The sequence below is a fragment of the Nonomuraea sp. LPB2021202275-12-8 genome, assembly GCF_037044575.1.
Taxonomy (GTDB): domain Bacteria; phylum Actinomycetota; class Actinomycetes; order Streptosporangiales; family Streptosporangiaceae; genus Nonomuraea.
The window spans coordinates 1-14,856 of the sequence record NZ_JBAHWD010000069.1 but is presented as its reverse complement, the minus strand read 5'-3'; the positions used below and the strand labels follow the sequence as shown (position 1 = coordinate 14,856).

18 protein-coding genes are annotated in these 14,856 nt (G+C 67.8%); 10 read left to right on the top strand and 8 right to left on the bottom strand.

Annotated features, from left to right (window positions below; genetic code table 11):
• Nucleotides 1–164: 164 nt before the first annotated feature.
• The 3 genes from V5E28_RS47860 to V5E28_RS47850 form a co-directional block, all read right to left on the bottom strand.
• Complete coding sequence (locus V5E28_RS47860) at nt 165–713, bottom strand: MerR family transcriptional regulator (RefSeq protein WP_336216982.1); 549 nt, start codon at nt 711–713, stop codon at nt 165–167.
• A 10-nt stretch (nt 714–723) separates the two neighbouring features.
• Nucleotides 724–1,584, bottom strand: coding sequence for an SDR family NAD(P)-dependent oxidoreductase (locus V5E28_RS47855; protein ID WP_336216981.1), 861 nt, complete (start codon nt 1,582–1,584; stop codon nt 724–726).
• 971 nt (nt 1,585–2,555) lie between these two features.
• A complete protein-coding gene (locus tag V5E28_RS47850; protein ID WP_336216980.1) occupies nt 2,556–2,870 on the bottom strand; it encodes a helix-turn-helix domain-containing protein in 315 nt (104 codons plus the stop codon).
• A gap of 72 nt (nt 2,871–2,942) precedes the next feature.
• On the opposite strand from V5E28_RS47850, the gene V5E28_RS47845 reads away from it, so the two are divergent.
• Genes V5E28_RS47845 through V5E28_RS47835 form a run of 3 tightly spaced genes read left to right on the top strand, consistent with a single transcriptional unit; the run spans nt 2,943 to nt 5,291 of the window.
• A complete protein-coding gene (locus tag V5E28_RS47845) occupies nt 2,943–3,725 on the top strand; it encodes a hypothetical protein (RefSeq protein ID WP_336216979.1) in 783 nt (260 codons plus the stop codon).
• Nucleotide 3,726: 1 nt separating this feature from the next.
• The gene (locus tag V5E28_RS47840) at nt 3,727–3,867 is read left to right on the top strand and encodes a hypothetical protein (protein ID WP_336216978.1); all 141 of its coding nucleotides are present in this window, start codon (nt 3,727–3,729) and stop codon (nt 3,865–3,867) included.
• On the top strand, nt 3,864–5,291 hold the full coding sequence (locus tag V5E28_RS47835) for a hypothetical protein (RefSeq protein ID WP_336216977.1): 1,428 nt from the start codon (nt 3,864–3,866) through the stop codon (nt 5,289–5,291). Before V5E28_RS47840 ends, V5E28_RS47835 begins: the two co-directional genes overlap by 4 nt.
• 192 nt (nt 5,292–5,483) lie before the next feature.
• On the opposite strand, the gene V5E28_RS47830 is transcribed toward V5E28_RS47835, so the two are convergent.
• The gene (locus tag V5E28_RS47830) at nt 5,484–6,344 is read right to left on the bottom strand and encodes an NAD(P)-dependent oxidoreductase (RefSeq protein ID WP_336216976.1); all 861 of its coding nucleotides are present in this window, start codon (nt 6,342–6,344) and stop codon (nt 5,484–5,486) included.
• A gap of 73 nt (nt 6,345–6,417) precedes the next feature.
• Here V5E28_RS47830 and V5E28_RS47825 point away from each other — a divergent pair, with 73 nt between their 5' ends.
• A complete protein-coding gene (locus V5E28_RS47825) occupies nt 6,418–6,825 on the top strand; it encodes a MerR family transcriptional regulator (protein ID WP_336216975.1) in 408 nt (135 codons plus the stop codon).
• Nucleotides 6,826–6,924: 99 nt separating this feature from the next.
• Here the strand turns inward: V5E28_RS47825 and V5E28_RS47820 are convergent, their stop codons facing one another.
• Genes V5E28_RS47820 through V5E28_RS47810 form a run of 3 tightly spaced genes read right to left on the bottom strand, consistent with a single transcriptional unit; the run spans nt 6,925 to nt 10,022 of the window.
• The gene (locus V5E28_RS47820; RefSeq protein WP_336216974.1) at nt 6,925–7,929 is read right to left on the bottom strand and encodes a CU044_5270 family protein; all 1,005 of its coding nucleotides are present in this window, start codon (nt 7,927–7,929) and stop codon (nt 6,925–6,927) included.
• On the bottom strand, nt 7,922–8,482 hold the full coding sequence (locus V5E28_RS47815; RefSeq protein ID WP_336216973.1) for an RNA polymerase sigma factor: 561 nt from the start codon (nt 8,480–8,482) through the stop codon (nt 7,922–7,924). Before V5E28_RS47815 ends, V5E28_RS47820 begins: the two co-directional genes overlap by 8 nt.
• Before the next feature lie 37 nt (nt 8,483–8,519).
• Nucleotides 8,520–10,022 (bottom strand): heparinase II/III domain-containing protein, encoded by a 1,503-nt coding sequence (locus V5E28_RS47810; RefSeq protein ID WP_336216972.1) that lies wholly within the window; start codon nt 10,020–10,022, stop codon nt 8,520–8,522.
• Between the two features lie 205 nt (nt 10,023–10,227).
• Between V5E28_RS47810 and V5E28_RS47805 the strand changes: the two genes are divergently transcribed.
• The 4 genes from V5E28_RS47805 to V5E28_RS47790 all read left to right on the top strand — a co-directional run bounded on the left by V5E28_RS47805 (nt 10,228) and on the right by V5E28_RS47790 (nt 13,421).
• The gene (locus V5E28_RS47805; protein WP_336216971.1) at nt 10,228–10,521 is read left to right on the top strand and encodes a hypothetical protein; all 294 of its coding nucleotides are present in this window, start codon (nt 10,228–10,230) and stop codon (nt 10,519–10,521) included.
• Between the two features lie 285 nt (nt 10,522–10,806).
• On the top strand, nt 10,807–11,136 hold the full coding sequence (locus V5E28_RS47800) for a hypothetical protein (protein ID WP_336216970.1): 330 nt from the start codon (nt 10,807–10,809) through the stop codon (nt 11,134–11,136).
• A gap of 634 nt (nt 11,137–11,770) precedes the next feature.
• Nucleotides 11,771–12,097 carry a hypothetical protein gene (locus V5E28_RS47795; RefSeq protein ID WP_336216969.1) on the top strand — a complete coding sequence of 109 codons (327 nt, stop codon included), beginning with the start codon at nt 11,771–11,773 and terminating at the stop codon, nt 12,095–12,097.
• A 556-nt stretch (nt 12,098–12,653) separates the two neighbouring features.
• Nucleotides 12,654–13,421 (top strand): hypothetical protein, encoded by a 768-nt coding sequence (locus tag V5E28_RS47790; RefSeq protein WP_336216968.1) that lies wholly within the window; start codon nt 12,654–12,656, stop codon nt 13,419–13,421.
• Between the two features lie 163 nt (nt 13,422–13,584).
• Here the strand turns inward: V5E28_RS47790 and V5E28_RS47785 are convergent, their stop codons facing one another.
• On the bottom strand, nt 13,585–13,725 hold the full coding sequence (locus V5E28_RS47785) for a hypothetical protein (RefSeq protein WP_336216967.1): 141 nt from the start codon (nt 13,723–13,725) through the stop codon (nt 13,585–13,587).
• 269 nt (nt 13,726–13,994) lie between these two features.
• On the opposite strand from V5E28_RS47785, the gene V5E28_RS47780 reads away from it, so the two are divergent.
• Nucleotides 13,995–14,612 (top strand): DUF6461 domain-containing protein, encoded by a 618-nt coding sequence (locus tag V5E28_RS47780; protein ID WP_336216966.1) that lies wholly within the window; start codon nt 13,995–13,997, stop codon nt 14,610–14,612.
• 103 nt (nt 14,613–14,715) lie between these two features.
• Nucleotides 14,716–14,838 carry a hypothetical protein gene (locus V5E28_RS47775; protein WP_442946003.1) on the top strand — a complete coding sequence of 41 codons (123 nt, stop codon included), beginning with the start codon at nt 14,716–14,718 and terminating at the stop codon, nt 14,836–14,838.
• Nucleotides 14,839–14,856 lie beyond the last annotated feature (18 nt).

Genomic DNA, 14,856 nt, shown 5'->3' with positions numbered 1-14,856 from the left:
CCTTTGACCTGGGTGGGGAGTTCACGAGTGCAGTTGAGCTTGGAGAATGCGAGGCCTTGAAGATCGTTTCCCAGCGGGGAAGTGATCGTTTCCCGCAGGGGCTGTGGCCGGAGATTGGAGGGAGGCCGGACTACCGCTAGCAGCCCGGCGAGCGTCGGCGTCCCTCACTCTGCCGGGAGTGCCCGTCGCAGCGGCTCGTCCAGCAGCGCCGTGCGGTCGGTACCGGTGGTGGTGCCGAGGGCCTGAACGTCCGGCCCGGTCGAGCCCCCGTACGTGGCGATCTTGTATTCGACCGCCGTGAGGGAAAGGGTCAGCTCACGGATCCGGCGGCGGATGGTGTCGCGATGTTCGACCAGCACATCGAGCCGCTCCGGCACCGTGTGCCCTCCGGCATCGACGAGCGAGATGTAGTGCTGCAGGTCACGCATCGGCATACCGGACAGCCGCATCCGGGTGAGGAACACCAGGCGCCGAACCGCTTCGGCGTCGTAGACGCGATGACCATTACCGTCGCGGGCCACCTCGACCAGCCCGGCCCGCTCGTAATAGCGCAGCGTGTGGGGCGAGATGTCGAGGAGGTCGGCAACCTCGGCGATCGTCATCGTCTCGGGCAGATCGGCCAGGTCGGCGAGGCGGTGGATCGCCTCGACCGACAACGGACCGTCGTCCCCAAGCGCTTCGAGCGCCCTGGTCATCAGATCGTCGGTGGCCATGACCACGAGCCTAGATGGGCCGTACCGATGCAGAGACACCCTCGAAGTCGGCGCTGCGGGCGGTCTCGGCCCACTGCTCGACCTCGTCCAGGCCGCGCCGGTAGGCACGCGAGATACGCTCGACCGCCTCGCGCCCGAGCGGCAGTCGCAGCGGCACCTCGTCCCCGTGCGCGAGGGACACGATGATCTCGGCAGCCCGCGCCGGGTCACCTTCCTGGCGGCCGTCGGTCCCGGCCATGTCCGCACGGACGTTGGCGAGCAAGTCACGGTAGGTCGCCGACGGCTCGACGAACTCGAGCACGTCGCCCCCGTTGAAGCCAGTCCTGAACCGGCTGGGCTCGACGAGCATCACCCGGATCCCGAACGGCGCGACCTCCCCGGCCAGGGCCTCGGACCAGCCTTCGAGGGCGAACTTCGACGCGGAGTACGCCGACACGCCGGGGAACGACGTCCGCCCACCCTGGCTGCTCATCTGCACGATCGTCCCGGTGCCCCGCTCACGCATCGTGGGCAGCGCCGCCCGGACGAGCGCGGCGGGGCCGAACAGGTGCAGATCCATCAACTCGCGCAACTGCGCGTCGCTGACCTCCTCGACCGCTCCGACCACGGCCCGGCCCGCGTTGTTGACCAGCACATCGAGCTGACCGAAGCGGTCGAGGGTGTCGCGCACGAGGTCCGTGGCCGCGGCGATGTCCCGGGCATCGAACTTCGCGATCAGGCAGTTGTCCGGGTACTTGGCCTCCAGATCGGCCACACTCTCGGGCCGGCGCACCGCCGCCACCACGTGGTCGCCCGCCGCGAGCGCCGACTCCGCCAGTGCGCGTCCGAACCCGCGGGACGCGCCAGTGATGATCCAGGTCTGTGTCGTCATGGCGGCAACGCTAGGACTTCGAGCGCGCTCGAACGCAAAACCGACGTGACCACCAAAACGGAAGATCGTGACCGGAAGCGCAAAGGAACGTGGACCGCCACCTGCCCGCTCCGGCGCTTGAGGGTGAGTCTGCCTTTGTTCTTGCCCTGGACGGGCAGTCGCTCGCTTATACCGGCCCCCACAGCCAATCCTTGCGCTGGATGGTTTAACGCACAGATGCACTCGCCACAGCCTCACTGTTGAGGAGAGGTTGTGAGACGCCTGTCCTCGACTGACCCACCTGGATCTCGCCCTCACTAGTGACTGCCAGTGCTTTGCCGTTGGGACTGTACGGTCTTCGGTGTAACTCCTGATCAAGGAGAACGCACTGATGAGTACGGTGATCCAGGCATCGACGGAGATCGACCTGGAGGACGCCGCGGTGGCGCGTAAGAAGCCGGAGAACTCGACAGATCGGGAGCTGTCTCGGCTATGACAAGCACGAACGCTCCGGCAGCGACAGCGGCAACAGCTGCAACGGCAGCCGGGCCAAGACCGTCATCACCGACGGTGCAGGCGCTGGCCAGGCCGGACACCCGTTCCCAGGTGGAGGGAATGCGGTCCCGCCTTCAGCGGCTGGTGACCGACGGGTGGTTGCGACGCGAAGAGGACGGTCTTTACGCGATCGCTTCCGGCGTCAACGGGCATGCGCCGAAACGGGAGGCTGACTGATCAGCCATCCCTGATCACGGCCGTGCCGTGAAGAAGTTGGGTGTCGCCGAGGGTTCAGCTCGGCGACACCCGGGTTGCGTGAGCGCCCTCCAGGACTAACTGACGGTGGCTCTCGCGTTCCTGAGCGTAATCCACGATGCGCGTTTGGGGGACCCGTCGAGCCCGGATTTCGTCCTGCTCTCCGCTGTTGCCTTGGCGGAAAGCGCAGGCGGAAAGGATCGATGATGTCTCCCGCACGCCAACCACAACCGCGTTCTCGATCAGCGAGCCCCACCACCCGGAGGACCGGTGGGCCACAGTCGCTGGGCAAGGGCGGCCTCCAGCAGGGCGATGGTGGCCACGTCCGGCCACGAGGTCCCGGCGAGCAGGTCGTTGATGGACTGCCGGTTGACCCCGGACAGGGTGGCCAGGCCGCGTCGGCTCAGCTTGCGCGCGGCGAGTTCACCGGCGAGGGTGGCGGCGATCGCCTGGACGACGGCGGCGGCCAGGTGCCCGGCCAGGTCCGTATGGGGCCAGGCCTGCGGATTGCCGGCCAGGTCCCGGGGCGCGGTGGAGCGGGCTCGTCCGCCGACCATGACAATGTTCTCCTATCGGTCGAAGTCGTCGCGCTACGTAACGGCAGGTTGTCCTGCCACTATGAGTGGGGTGTGACCCTCGACCCGGAAACATCGGCGAAGATCACCCGCTATCGGCCTCGCGTCCCACCACCGGAGTGGGAGCAGGTCGCCGACACGGTGCGGATGCTGGTCGCTGCCAGCGCCGACCGCTCCCCCTACCGCGTCGAGCGGCTGCTCACCGCGACCACCTGCCTGGCCGTGTGGTGTCACCGCTCCGGCCTGCCGGATGACCCGGAAGTATGGCTGCGCCATGAGACGATCGACGCGTTCGTGCTGACCGGCTGCACTGACCTGGCCCCGAGTTCGGCGCAGACCTACCGCAGCTGGCTGCGGCACATGCGCGCCACGCTGGCCTGGCTGGAACGCGGCGAGCAGGCGCCACCGCCGATGAAAGCCCCCAAGAAGGTCAGCCCGCCGTACTCGCCGGTCCAGCTCGGCCGGTTGCGTGGCTGGGCCGAACGCCTGCCCGGCCAGGCCCGCACCGACGTGCTGGCGTTGATGGCGCTCGCATTCGGTTGCGGTCTGACCTCGGGGGAGGTGGCCGCCGTCCGGACCAGACATCTGCGCCGCCTGGGCTCCGGCGCGATCGTGGTCACCGTCCCCGACACACAGCGGTTGATCGTCTGCCGCGCTGCCCTGGGAGGACGTGCTGGTTCACGCCGCAGACCGGCCCGGCAACGCCTTCGTCTTCCGGCCCGGGCGCGCCGCCCGGCACGCCAAGAACCTGTTCAGCTCCTGGACGGCCCGGCACCCGCCGACCGGCGGCCTGCCCGCCTTGTCGGTGCGCCGGCTGCGCTCCTCCTGGATCGTTGAGTTGCTGAGCGCGCGAATCGACTTGCGAGTGGTGGCCGCCGCGGCCGGGATGAGCGCCTCCGCGCTGGCCCGCTACCACCATTTCGTCCCAGCCTTGGACCAGCCCACCGCGGTCGCGCTGCTGCGCGGCCGCGCCATGTGAGTACGGCGAAGCCACGCGCCTGGCCGCCGCGCACCACCCGAGCCCGAGCCACCCGACCCCGTCCTCCCACCAAGCAAACGGCACAGATTCCCGACGCCGTCACCAGCCACTACGCCCGGCTGCTGGACGACTCCGGCATCATGCCGTTGATCGACGCCGAGCTCGGCCCGCGCCCCGGACCGGCGGGAGTGCCGATCCGGGCGGTGCTCGTCTGTCTGATGGTCTCGATCCACCACAGCGGCAAAGCCACCCTGGCCGAAGCCTGGCGGCTGGCCGCCTTCTGCCTGTCCCCGAGCGCCCGGCAGCACCTCGGGCTGGACGCCGACCGGCCGCACCCCGACGATCCGCACGCCTGCCTGGCCGACAGTCGATGTTTCTACCGCGCCTTCGACCGGCTCACCAGCCTCCTCGATCCGGCCCGGCACGATCGCCGCACCCGCCTGCCCCAGCACCAGGCCGACCTGCTCGCCACCGCCTGGCAAGACACCGATCCCGACCACGCACGCAAGCGGGATCTGCTGCAAGACATCGTCACCGCGCTCGTGCTCACCCCGGCCTGCTGGGGCAAAGGCCGCGGCTACCTGGCAGGATTCCGCGGCGACGTCGGCATCGACACCACCGCCGCCCCGGTCTTCGCCCGCCCACCCCGAACTCGCCGCTCCACCGGCGAACTGATCGCCTCCACCGAGATCACCGCGGGCTGGCACCACTCGGCCGGGAACGACCCACCCGAGTACGGCTACAGCGCCACCCTCACCGTCGCCGCCCGCACCCGCTCGCTTTCCACGCCCTTCCCGCAACTGGCGCTCGGCCTGGTCCTCGACACCCCGCACAAACGCATCGGCGCCAACGCCATCACCACCCTCAAACCCCTGGCCGCACTCGGCCTCCCAACCGCCTTCGCCGTCGTCGACCGCGCCTACACCGACCAGCAACCCGCCCACTTCGCACAACCCGCACGCGAACTCGGCTACCGACTCGCCCTCGACTACAAGGTCGACCAACGCGGAGTACAGGGCAGCGCCCACGGCGCCCTGCTCATCGACGGCTCCCTGGCCTGCCCGCTGCCGCCCGGCCGACTCGCCACCGCCACCACCGGCCTGGACGACGCCGCCATCCGCACACCATCGCAAGAACTCACCGCGTTGATCGCCGCGCGGGAGCCGTACTTAGAGCAGGACGACCGCATGCCGCTCCCCGGGTCGGAGCAGGCCGCCACCCATCCCATAAGCCGCAATTCAGATCACTTTGTCGCAACACCCAGCCCGGCGTCGGCTTCGCCATGCCCAACGACGCGAACTCGGTCCTCGACCAGCGATCTGACACCACCTGGACCTTCCCGGCCACCTGCTCCGCAGCTCCCAAACGAGGACGAACCCAATTCGGAACCCCTGAAGCAACAAGATCCCGCCCGATCGCGATGATCAGACGGGATCCCGTCACCTTCAGTCCAGCCGTTTCAAGAACGGCTCTGGGGGGGTGTTCACGAGTGGGTGTGAGCTGGGGTGGGTCGCAGCCCTAGAAGATCGCTTCCCAGGATAGAGATGATCGTTTCCCAGGAAGCCTGCACGGCGTTGTCTTCACCGAGACCGCTGAGATCCCGGTATTGGGATCGGTCAGTCGTTGCGGGGTTTGCCGAACTCTTCGATCAGCACGGGATACTGCTCCCCACCGTGTCCGGCGGCGATCGAGCGGTCGGCCATCGCCTTGATCAACTTCGGCAGTTCGGCGTTGACACCGACCGCCTCGCTCTCCTCGATCAGGTGTGCCATCGCCCGCGCGTCGGTCTCCAGGGCCGACACCTCGGCCGGGAAGGAGCCGCTGTCGATCTGCTCGGCATAGCCAGGCAACCATTCGGCCACAACGGAAGCGATCTGCTGCGCGAACGGCGCATACGTTGCGGCGTCCACACCGGCCGTCCTGAGCAGGGCCGTGCCCTGGAGCCAGGCGTTCAGGACGCTCCACATCATGGCGAGGCCGGCCACGTCGTACAGGGACGCCAGCCCATGGTCCGCACCAAGGTAGGTGACGGTGCCGAGCGCGTCGAGCGTTGACTTGTGCGCCTCGAAGTCTGACTGCGGCCCGCTGTGCAGAATCACCGCCTCGGCGGTCCCGATCGCCGATGGGACGGCCATGATCGCGCCGTCCAGGTAATGGGCGCCGCGCTGCTCGGCCCATTGGGCGGCTTCCCGGGCCTGGGCCGAGTCGCCCGAGGTCAGATTGATCAACATCTTGCCGTCCAGCTCGATGTCGCTGGCGCCGAGCAGCTCGTGCATGGCCTGGTAGTCGGTGACGCAGATGATCGTCAGGGAACCTGCCTGGAGCGCGTCACCAACCGTTGGCGCCAGCCGTGCACCGTCGGCCACCAGCTGGTCGGCCTTGGAGGTCGTACGGTTCCACACGGTCGTGGGATGCCCGGCTTTCAGGAACGCGCCGGCCAGTGCTCGGCCCATCAGTCCGAGTCCGATGACTGTCACGGGTGTATCGGTTTTGCTGTTCATGGCAGCATCGTCAACGTTGATACCGGTGTGAAGGTCAAGTGAGGGTTCGATGCTGATCGGGGACCTGAGCCGTCGGACGGGCGTGAACGCCCATCAGTTGCGCTACTACGAGGCCCAGGGTCTGCTGGAGGCAGACCGGGGCGCGAACGGTTACCGCGAGTACGGCGAGAGCGCCGTGCTGCGGGTGAAGCAGATCCGGCATTTGCTTGGTGCCGGTTTGTCCTCTGAGGACATCGCGTACCTGCTGCCCTGTGCGGTCGGCGAGGCCCCGGAGCTGCTCGGATGTCCCGAGTTGCTGGCCGCGATGCGGTCACGGCTGCAGCGACTGGACGAGCAGATGGCCAGGCTCGCTCAATCCCGCGACGCTCTTGCCGACTACATTGACGCGGCCGCTCGAATGGCCGGCGAGAGCTACCCACCCTTTGACGATGCTGACCAGGAGCCCGTGCCCGCCTGAGCGATCTGTTTCGGCTGGGAACTCTTCATGCTCCCCACCCGGCGCGTCAACCGAAGCACCCGCGATCTTCTCGGCCCGGTCCGATACAGATGACCGTCGTCACTCGGTGGTGGGGGGCGCAGGCTCGGCGTCGGTCCAGCCCGAGGCAAGGACCGCCTCCGTCCTGTCGCCCTTGCCCGGTGCGTGGGTGACCTCGTAGGCCAGCACCATCGATGTGCCAGAATCGACGATCAGCCGGCCACGGGTGGGCTTGTCGTGCTGTAGCGGGAACGAGACCGACACGCCCGGCCTGCCCAAGGAGTCCTTCGCGCCCTCCTCGACCGTCACCTGCGGCAGCGTCGCCAGCGCCCTGTAGGCGCCCGCCCGCACCTCGGGGGTGGTGGGCAGCTCGTACAGCAGCGCGGCCAGCGTGGTCGGCACTCCGTCAGAGACGGAGTCCTCCTCGGTGCCGCCGGCACGGATCGCCTGACGGGCCCTCTCGGTCAGCTCGGCCGGGTCTGTGGGCAGCCCCTTCACCTGCGCCAGCGTCAGGTCCTCGCCGCTGAGCCGGAACGGTCCCCCTTCCTCCACCTCCTCCAGCAGGCTCTCGCTGGGGGCGATCGAGTAGACGCCGTCCTCCACCTTCCACTCCGTCGGCGCACCGTCGCGTCGCCAGGCCGCCTTGTTGAGCGGGCGCGCGCCCAGGTTCTTCTGCCCCCACCAGACCCGTCCGTCGGTGGAGACCCACTGCTCGGTCAGGGTGGAGGTCTCCAGCCGGTAGGTGTTGCCCTTACTGCCGTACAGCTTGTCCCAGCGCATCGCGTACCGCCGTTTGACGTGCCAGTACGAGCCCGTCGGAGCCGCCTCAGCCCTGGTCGCGGCGGCCAGCAGGATCGAGTTCCCGGAAAACGTGGCCCGGGGCGCCGGAGCGACATCGGTTCCCAGATTCGGTACGATGATCGTCGCGCTCAGCGCCGCAGCGGCCGCGACCCCGACGATGCCGGCCTTCCACGGCACGCGCTTCCTGTTCCTCGCCTGCATGCGCGCCTCCACCCGTCCCTTGGCGAACGTGTTCGCGGGCGGGTCACCGTACATCTCCCGCACCATCTTGCTCAGCTCATCCATGGTCAGCCTCCATCGGGTTGGCGTCGCCGAGGGCGACGCGGAGCTTGGTTCGGGCCCGGCTCAGTCGTGAGCCGACCGTGCCGTACGAGATGCCGAGCGCGGCGGCGATCTCCTGGTGGGACAGCCCGGCAAGGGCCATGAGCAGCAGGACGTCGCGTTCGCCCTGGCCGAGCGAGGCGATGGCGGAGGCCAGCGCCGGCCGCAGGCTCTGCGCGCTGACCTGGTCGGTCACGCGCTCCTCCGGCCCGGGGACGTTCCCGCCGTGCCCGTGCCGCTGCCGCGCTCGAAGCCCCCTGGCCTCGGCCCGCCGGTGCTTGCTGATCAGGTTGGTGGCGATGCCGTACAGCCAGGTACGGACGGCCGCCCTTGCGGGGTCGTACCGGGCCTGTTTGCGGAACGCGGTCAGGAACGTCTCAGCCACCACATCCTCGGCCTGAGTGGGCCCGAGGCGTTGGGAGACGTACCTGAACATCTCATCGAAGTAGGCGTCGAACACGCCGGGAAAGTCGTCCAGCGACTCATCCGGCGGTCGTTCGACTCGCGCGGCTGTCATCGAGAGCCTTTCGAGTGGAAGTGCCAGTCGTGACGTATCACCCGATGGCCGTGAGGTCTTTCCCCGGCAACGCATACGGCAGGTCGAAGGTGACAGGCCCGCCGGGCGTGTGCACGGTCACGGTAGAGCCCGAGACCGTCACGCCGGGATCGGCGCAGCCTGGCACGATCACGGTCAGCACGCCGACCGCCTCGGGCGACAGCACGGTCGCGATCTCGTCTGTACGCAGTTGGGCGGGCGAGATCAGGCCAGGACGCACCGCCTGCCCCGCTCTCGGGAACTGCAGCAGGCTCACGCGCCACTCCCCGTCGCCGAGCACCACCACGCCGTCCCGCCGAGACACGACCTTGAGAGCCGGATCGAAGTGCCACCTGCTGCGCAACGCCGATCCGGCGGGGACGGAGTCATGCACCACCATCAGGTCGGGCCCATGGTTGACGAGCACCCACCGCGTTCTGGTCACCCCGTATGCGTCGTCGGCCAGCTCGTACGTCTGCCGCTTCGGCTCGATCGCCGAGCTCACCAGGCGGGTGGCCGTGCCCGGCCGGAAGTCCCCGGTCACGACGACGGGCACGTTGTGCGCCTCCGGCATGCGGGTCCACTCGACGTAGCCGGTCTTCTCGTAGGAGTGGAACCCAGCCTCGACCAGGATCCTGCGGCCATGGGCGTTGTAGGTGACGCCCAGGTGATCCTCGTGCCCGTGCAACCGCCGCCCCGGACCGAACCTGATCGAGTAGTAGGCCGAGCGCGGGTCGTCCCACGCCGTCCTGCCGAAGACGTACCCGCCGTCGAATACCCGCACCACCAGCCCATCGTGCGCGAAGCCGGGCGCGAGGGCGGCAGGGCCGTCGCCGATGGGGACGAGCCTGCCATCGGGCTGAGTGGCGTGCGCGACGTACGCCTCCAGCGCGTTCCTGTGGGCGACCATCCTGGCCGGCCGCTCGACGCCGCTCTCCTCGATCGCCCGCAGCGCGACGCCGAGCCGCCGGTGCACGTACACGCCGTAGCGGGGAGCCTGCTCGTGCAGCACCCCCTGAGCGTCGATGGCCAGCTCGACCGAGGCGATCATCCTGCGGACGGCGAGGTCCCGCCACCGCGCCAGGCCCAGCCGGCAGCCGGTGACCAGCAGTCCGATGTCCTGGTCGAGGCCGTGATTGTGGCCGACACGGTAGAGCTTGGGATCGGCGAGGACATCGCCGTGCTCGGCCAGACTGTCCCGCAGCCACCGGGTGCGCACATGCTCGCTCAGGCACACGAGCACGGGCGCACGCAGGGCGACCGCGTGCTCCGCCCAGGCCCACGGGCTGACTCCGGTGCCGCCGCGCGGGTTCTCGCGGATCCAGTGGCGGGCCAGGTCGCAGGCACGCCGCAGATACGCGGGCTCTCCCGAGCGCTCGTATGCGCGGGCCAGGCCTCCGATCCAGCGCAGCGTGTGCAGGTTGAGCGCCCAGGAGCGGTTGCCGTGCGGGTTCGCGGTCCAGTCGACGTCCCTGCCGACCTCCACCACCGGCAACCCGGAGAACCGCAGGTGTCCCTCCATCACCCTCTTCGCGTCGATCGCGGGAAATTGGTCGCTCAGGCAAATGGCCGTACCTGACGTCATGCGGGCACGCCAGAACATGTCGTGGCTCCTGTTCTCGGGCGCGGTCAACCCCGCGCGGTGTCAAAGGGGCTTCATTGCGCCTGGCCGGGCGGGCACTCCCCGCCCCGTCCTCAGCGGACCGTCGTCATCCGACGGAAGGTTCGTGACCAGCGGTGATCTGGGCACGACGGCAGCCGGTGTCAGGCTCTGGGTCTGCTCGAAGGCCGGCCGATGCTCCGCCATTCCGAACAACACGGCCGGTGAGGGCTACGACTGGCCCTTCTGGGGCCGCGATCTCGAACCGGTCGGCGTCACCACGATGGTTGCTCAAGTCATGTGCAGCCTTCCGGTGAATCAGTGGTCACCACTTATCACCCGATGCACCGGCTTGCTTTCCCGCGTAGACCGCATGTTGTCGATGATCGTCCGGAGCGGCTATCGCTGCGACAGGACATGAAACGACAAGATCCCGCCTGATCGCGATGATCAGACGGGATCCCGTCAACTTCAATCCAGCCGTCTCAAGAACGGCCCCTTTCGCTTCCCGGACGGGCCACGGCGCTTGCCTCGGTTCCGCCCTTGCACACCTGGCCGATGGCGAGGCCAGCGAGCGTTTGAGGCCGCCGTGAAGAGGTTGGAAGTGGACCGCGTTCCGTTCGTCCATGAACGCGGTTTGGCTTGACAGTTGATCTCGTATGCACAAGGTTGTTGCGTTCCTCCGACCAATTTCCAGGGGATCGTGATGAAGCGGACCGTCGTGGGTGTAATCCTGATCGCGGGTCTGGCACAGCTCGTCGCCGCCCCTGCGCAGGCAGCGCCCGGGGCCAACCCGGTAACGGCGCTCCGGGCGACGTTGATCCGCGGCAAGGGCGTGAACATCGTGTCCACCGCAAAGGTGGATCACGGTCGCGGCGTGTACTACACCCTGAACCTGGATGGCATGGTGGGGTTCGGGCCGCAAGGCGAGATCGCCTCTGATACGTCCCAGCGCCTGCAGTACAGCAAGGCGACGAAGAGCGCTCTGGCGGAACTCGACATGGCGAGGACGCCGCCCTGGAAGAGACGCCCCTGAGGGTGATCTCGTCAGGCTACGACGACTACGTCTCAAGCCCCCGCTTCACCGACGCACTGCCGCAGGGCACGAACTGGGTTCGCTACTCCCACACCGATCTGCCTGCCAGCAATCCGTTGCTGGAGGTTTTGGAGCCCGCCACGCTCAAGGCGCTGCTGGCGCACCGCACGTCCTGGCGGAAGCGCCCACGGCGCCATGCTCGTCGACGGCTCCCTGGCCTGCCCGCTGATGCCCGCCCGGCTCGCCCAGGCCACCACCGGTCTGGACGACGCCGCCATCCGCACCCCATCGGAAGAACTCACCACGCTCATCAGCGCGCGAGAGCCGTACTTGCTGCGCCTCAAGCAGAGCCCGAACACCGACGGCACCGTCCGCATCCAGTGCCCGGCAGCAGGCACCTCCCCATCGCTGGCCCGCCCCCGGTTTCGACCGCCTCCACCAGCGCGAACCCAGCCGGCCCACCGCGGTCGACCTCACCGACACCCGGCAACGAGCCGCCCACCCCGCGGCCAAACCTCGCGTTCTTCCCCCACAGCCCGACCACAAGACCGGCGAACTGCCGAGGATCTGCCACCAGCACACCATCACCGTCCGCAAGGACGACCTCGGCCACCTCGACAAGTTCCGCCAGGACGTGGCATACCTCAGTCCTGCCTGGATCGGAACCTACAAGTCCGTCCGGGCCAACACCGAGGGCCTCAACGGCAGAGTCAAGGGACACGATCTTGATCTCGGCGACCCGAAGAACCGGCTCGCCCACGGCCGCGTCGCCCAGACCATCCTGCTCGCGCTGCTCGTCACCGTCGCCAACGACCACTTCATCGACCAGTGGCGCCACACCCACCAGCCCCCAGACGAGCCCGACACATCCACCGACATCCCCGAGATCCCCGAGATCCCAGCCGAGCACAGCGACCGCACGCCGCTCGCGGGCCGGAGCAGGCCACCACCCGCCCCATAACGCACATTTCAGATCACCGTGTCGCAGCACCCAGCTCGGCGTCGGCTTTGCCATGCCCAGCGACGCGAACTCGGACCTCCACCAACGGCCTGACACCACCCGGGCCTCCCCGGACACCTACTCCGCAGCCCCCAAACCAGGGCGAACCCGATTCGGAAACCCCTGAAACGACAAGCTCCCGCCCGATCGCGATGATCAGACGGGATCCCGTCAACCTCAGTCCAGCCGTTTCAAGAACGGCCCCTGGTGGGGTGTTCACGAGTATGTGTGAGCTGGGAAGGGTCAACGACTATGAAGATCGCTTCCCTGGATGAAAGTGATCGTTTCCCGCTGAACGGGCTGGGGAGTGGCGGTCTTTGACAGCGTCCTTGTCATGGATGCGTGTGTCAGGTGGCGGATGCCCTGAGCGGAAGTCCCGCGTGTTGGGCACCAATGACCACGCCTACCAGCACGGCCGTCTCGTCACGCTGACTGTGACGCGACCCATTCTCAGTACGAAAGATAACAATTTCCCTCCTAGCGTTCGTCTGGGTGATCTAGGGGCCACCCTGGAGCTATGTCGAAGGCGGTGGGAGGGCAGGAGCGAGCGCCCGGTTCGTGGGTGTGGCGGGCAGTGCGGATCGCCGCGATCGTGCTGTTGGTAGTCTCGCTGCTGACCTGGTTCCTCGTTGACCCGCTCGATCTGCCGGGGAACGTGATGGAGGGGCTGAATCAACGGGCCAGCGTGATCGGCATGTTCACGGGCGCGGCCGGGCTGGTCGTCGCGATGCTGGGGTTGCGCGTGCAACTGCGGAGCCGGTCCGTCGACGACATCGCGTCCACCACGGGGACGCTGGGGGCCGGCCAGGCGCAGCCCGCCCACGCCCTGCGACGTCGTACGGTCCTGCTGATCGCGGCCGTGTCGGCCGTCGTGGTCACCCTGATCGTCCTGACCGTCGTACCGGATGCGCCGATCCGGTACGAGGCCGAGAAGGGCATACCCCACAATGCCCAGGGCCATTACGGTGCCGTCGGAGCGTCGAACGACGCTTCGATGGGCATGTTGAACTTCCCGGACAGCTGGGTCGACATCGAGGTGCAGGCGCCCAGAACCGGCACCTTTATGGCGACCGTGCAGTACGCCGCCGGCGATGGCAACGCGCGGCACAACGTGACGGTGAATGGCGGCTCGACCAAGTACATACTGGATTATCAGTATTCCGGCTGGACCACCTGGAGGCGCGTGTCGATCGAGCTGGCACTGGTCCAGGGAAGGAACACGCTGCGATTCCAGCACGGTGACGGACCGTTCGCCGCCGAGTTGGACTATGTCGAGATCGCCTGATGTAGCCGGTTCGGCGCGTGCACACGGGTTCCGCGAGGTCGTGCGGGGCCTGGTTCATGTTGAGAGTCGCGCTGGGTCCTCAAGCTGCGGGACGACCTCGTCGTGTCAAGAGGGCAGAAGATTCGGTGGGTGGGCATTCGAAGGGTGCGGTATTCAGCGGGGATCAGGTCGTGAAGCGCTCCTCCCTGCGCGCGGCCAGGTAGTCAGCCCAGTCGCGGCGGGCATGACGCTGCCAACTCAGGACGCTGCTGATGTGCAAGCCGAGGATGTCGGCGAGGACCGAGGTGGGCAGGTCGGCTGCCAAGCTTGCAGGGCCGCGTTGCGGGCCGACCGGACGGGAATGGGGTGCTCACGAATGGCATGGACCAGGGGCGGAGTGAGCACTGAGAAGATCCCTTCCCGGCATGCTTGTGATCGGTTCCCGCGTTCGGAGACAGTTTCCGGGCTCCCCTGACGATTTTGTGGTGTCTCCCAACCGAGCGGCACAAACGTCGATCAGGAACGTCGGTGCTCGCCGGTAGCTTGGCGTCCGCACCGTCGAACACAGCCACCACCGATCGAGCGAGGCCATCCGTGACACGTGCGACAGCGCAGGATTATCTATGGTGGGAGGAATTTCGAAGCAGCCTTGGCGTCTCGGGGTTCTGCTTCACCCTTGTTGCCGGTCTGCAGCCCACAGAGGCACTGGAGCGCCTCGCGGTCAAACCGGACGAACCCCTACAGGAAGAGGGCTACATCGAGGTAGGCCCTGCTGAGGGCGGCTCGGTCATCGTCGAGCCTGCAGGCTATATGGGAATCATGCGTGACGCGGTTCGCCCGCTGTCGGCGGCCACTGTGCTGGCCAGTGTTCACAACAACATCGACCAGCACGCCAGATTCATCTACGCCGCCAATGGAAAGGTGATCACTGGTCTCGACCCGATGTTCCCCGATGAGCCGCGCTGGGGCGCCGAACCGGACCGGCTCCTGTCACATCTGGAAGACCTCGGGCTGGTCGATGAGTTCGATGAAGATGACGAGGAATGGCAAGCGCTCGGTGGGCGGTTCGTCGAGGCGGCGTTGGCGCTGGCCGAACGTTGTACTGGCATCCGGCTGACACCTGAGCAGGTACGCGGCCCGTTGCCATATAAAGCCTCCGTCGCGCACCTCTATGAGGTCCGGGACGGGCAGCCTCCCGCACTGGCCTGCTGAAATAACACCGATCTGCGGCTTCAGGGCGCACTCGTCGCTGGCAGTCGGACGAAGCGAAGCTCTCGGACGAACCCCCAAACGCCTGCGGCTGCGCCTGTTCGCCGTGGCCGGCCGCCTGGTGCACGGAGGCCGCCGCCTGCATCTGCGAATCGCCGCACGATGGCCCTGGGCCCGCCAGATCATCACCGCCCTGGCCCGCCTGCACGCCCTGCCGGCGCCGACCTGACCAGCACCCACCCGCCCC

Coding starts and splice junctions, on each gene's coding strand:
- V5E28_RS47815 (WP_336216973.1), bottom strand. CDS start 8,482: ATGACAGCCGCGCGAGTCGAACGACCGCCGGATGAGTCGCTGGACGAC.
- V5E28_RS47825 (WP_336216975.1), top strand. CDS start 6,418: ATGCTGATCGGGGACCTGAGCCGTCGGACGGGCGTGAACGCCCATCAG.
- V5E28_RS47810 (WP_336216972.1), bottom strand. CDS start 10,022: ATGGAGGGACACCTGCGGTTCTCCGGGTTGCCGGTGGTGGAGGTCGGC.
- V5E28_RS47790 (WP_336216968.1), top strand. CDS start 12,654: ATGTCGAAGGCGGTGGGAGGGCAGGAGCGAGCGCCCGGTTCGTGGGTG.
- V5E28_RS47800 (WP_336216970.1), top strand. CDS start 10,807: ATGAAGCGGACCGTCGTGGGTGTAATCCTGATCGCGGGTCTGGCACAG.
- V5E28_RS47860 (WP_336216982.1), bottom strand. CDS start 713: ATGGCCACCGACGATCTGATGACCAGGGCGCTCGAAGCGCTTGGGGAC.
- V5E28_RS47850 (WP_336216980.1), bottom strand. CDS start 2,870: ATGGTCGGCGGACGAGCCCGCTCCACCGCGCCCCGGGACCTGGCCGGC.
- V5E28_RS47820 (WP_336216974.1), bottom strand. CDS start 7,929: ATGGATGAGCTGAGCAAGATGGTGCGGGAGATGTACGGTGACCCGCCC.
- V5E28_RS47855 (WP_336216981.1), bottom strand. CDS start 1,584: ATGACGACACAGACCTGGATCATCACTGGCGCGTCCCGCGGGTTCGGA.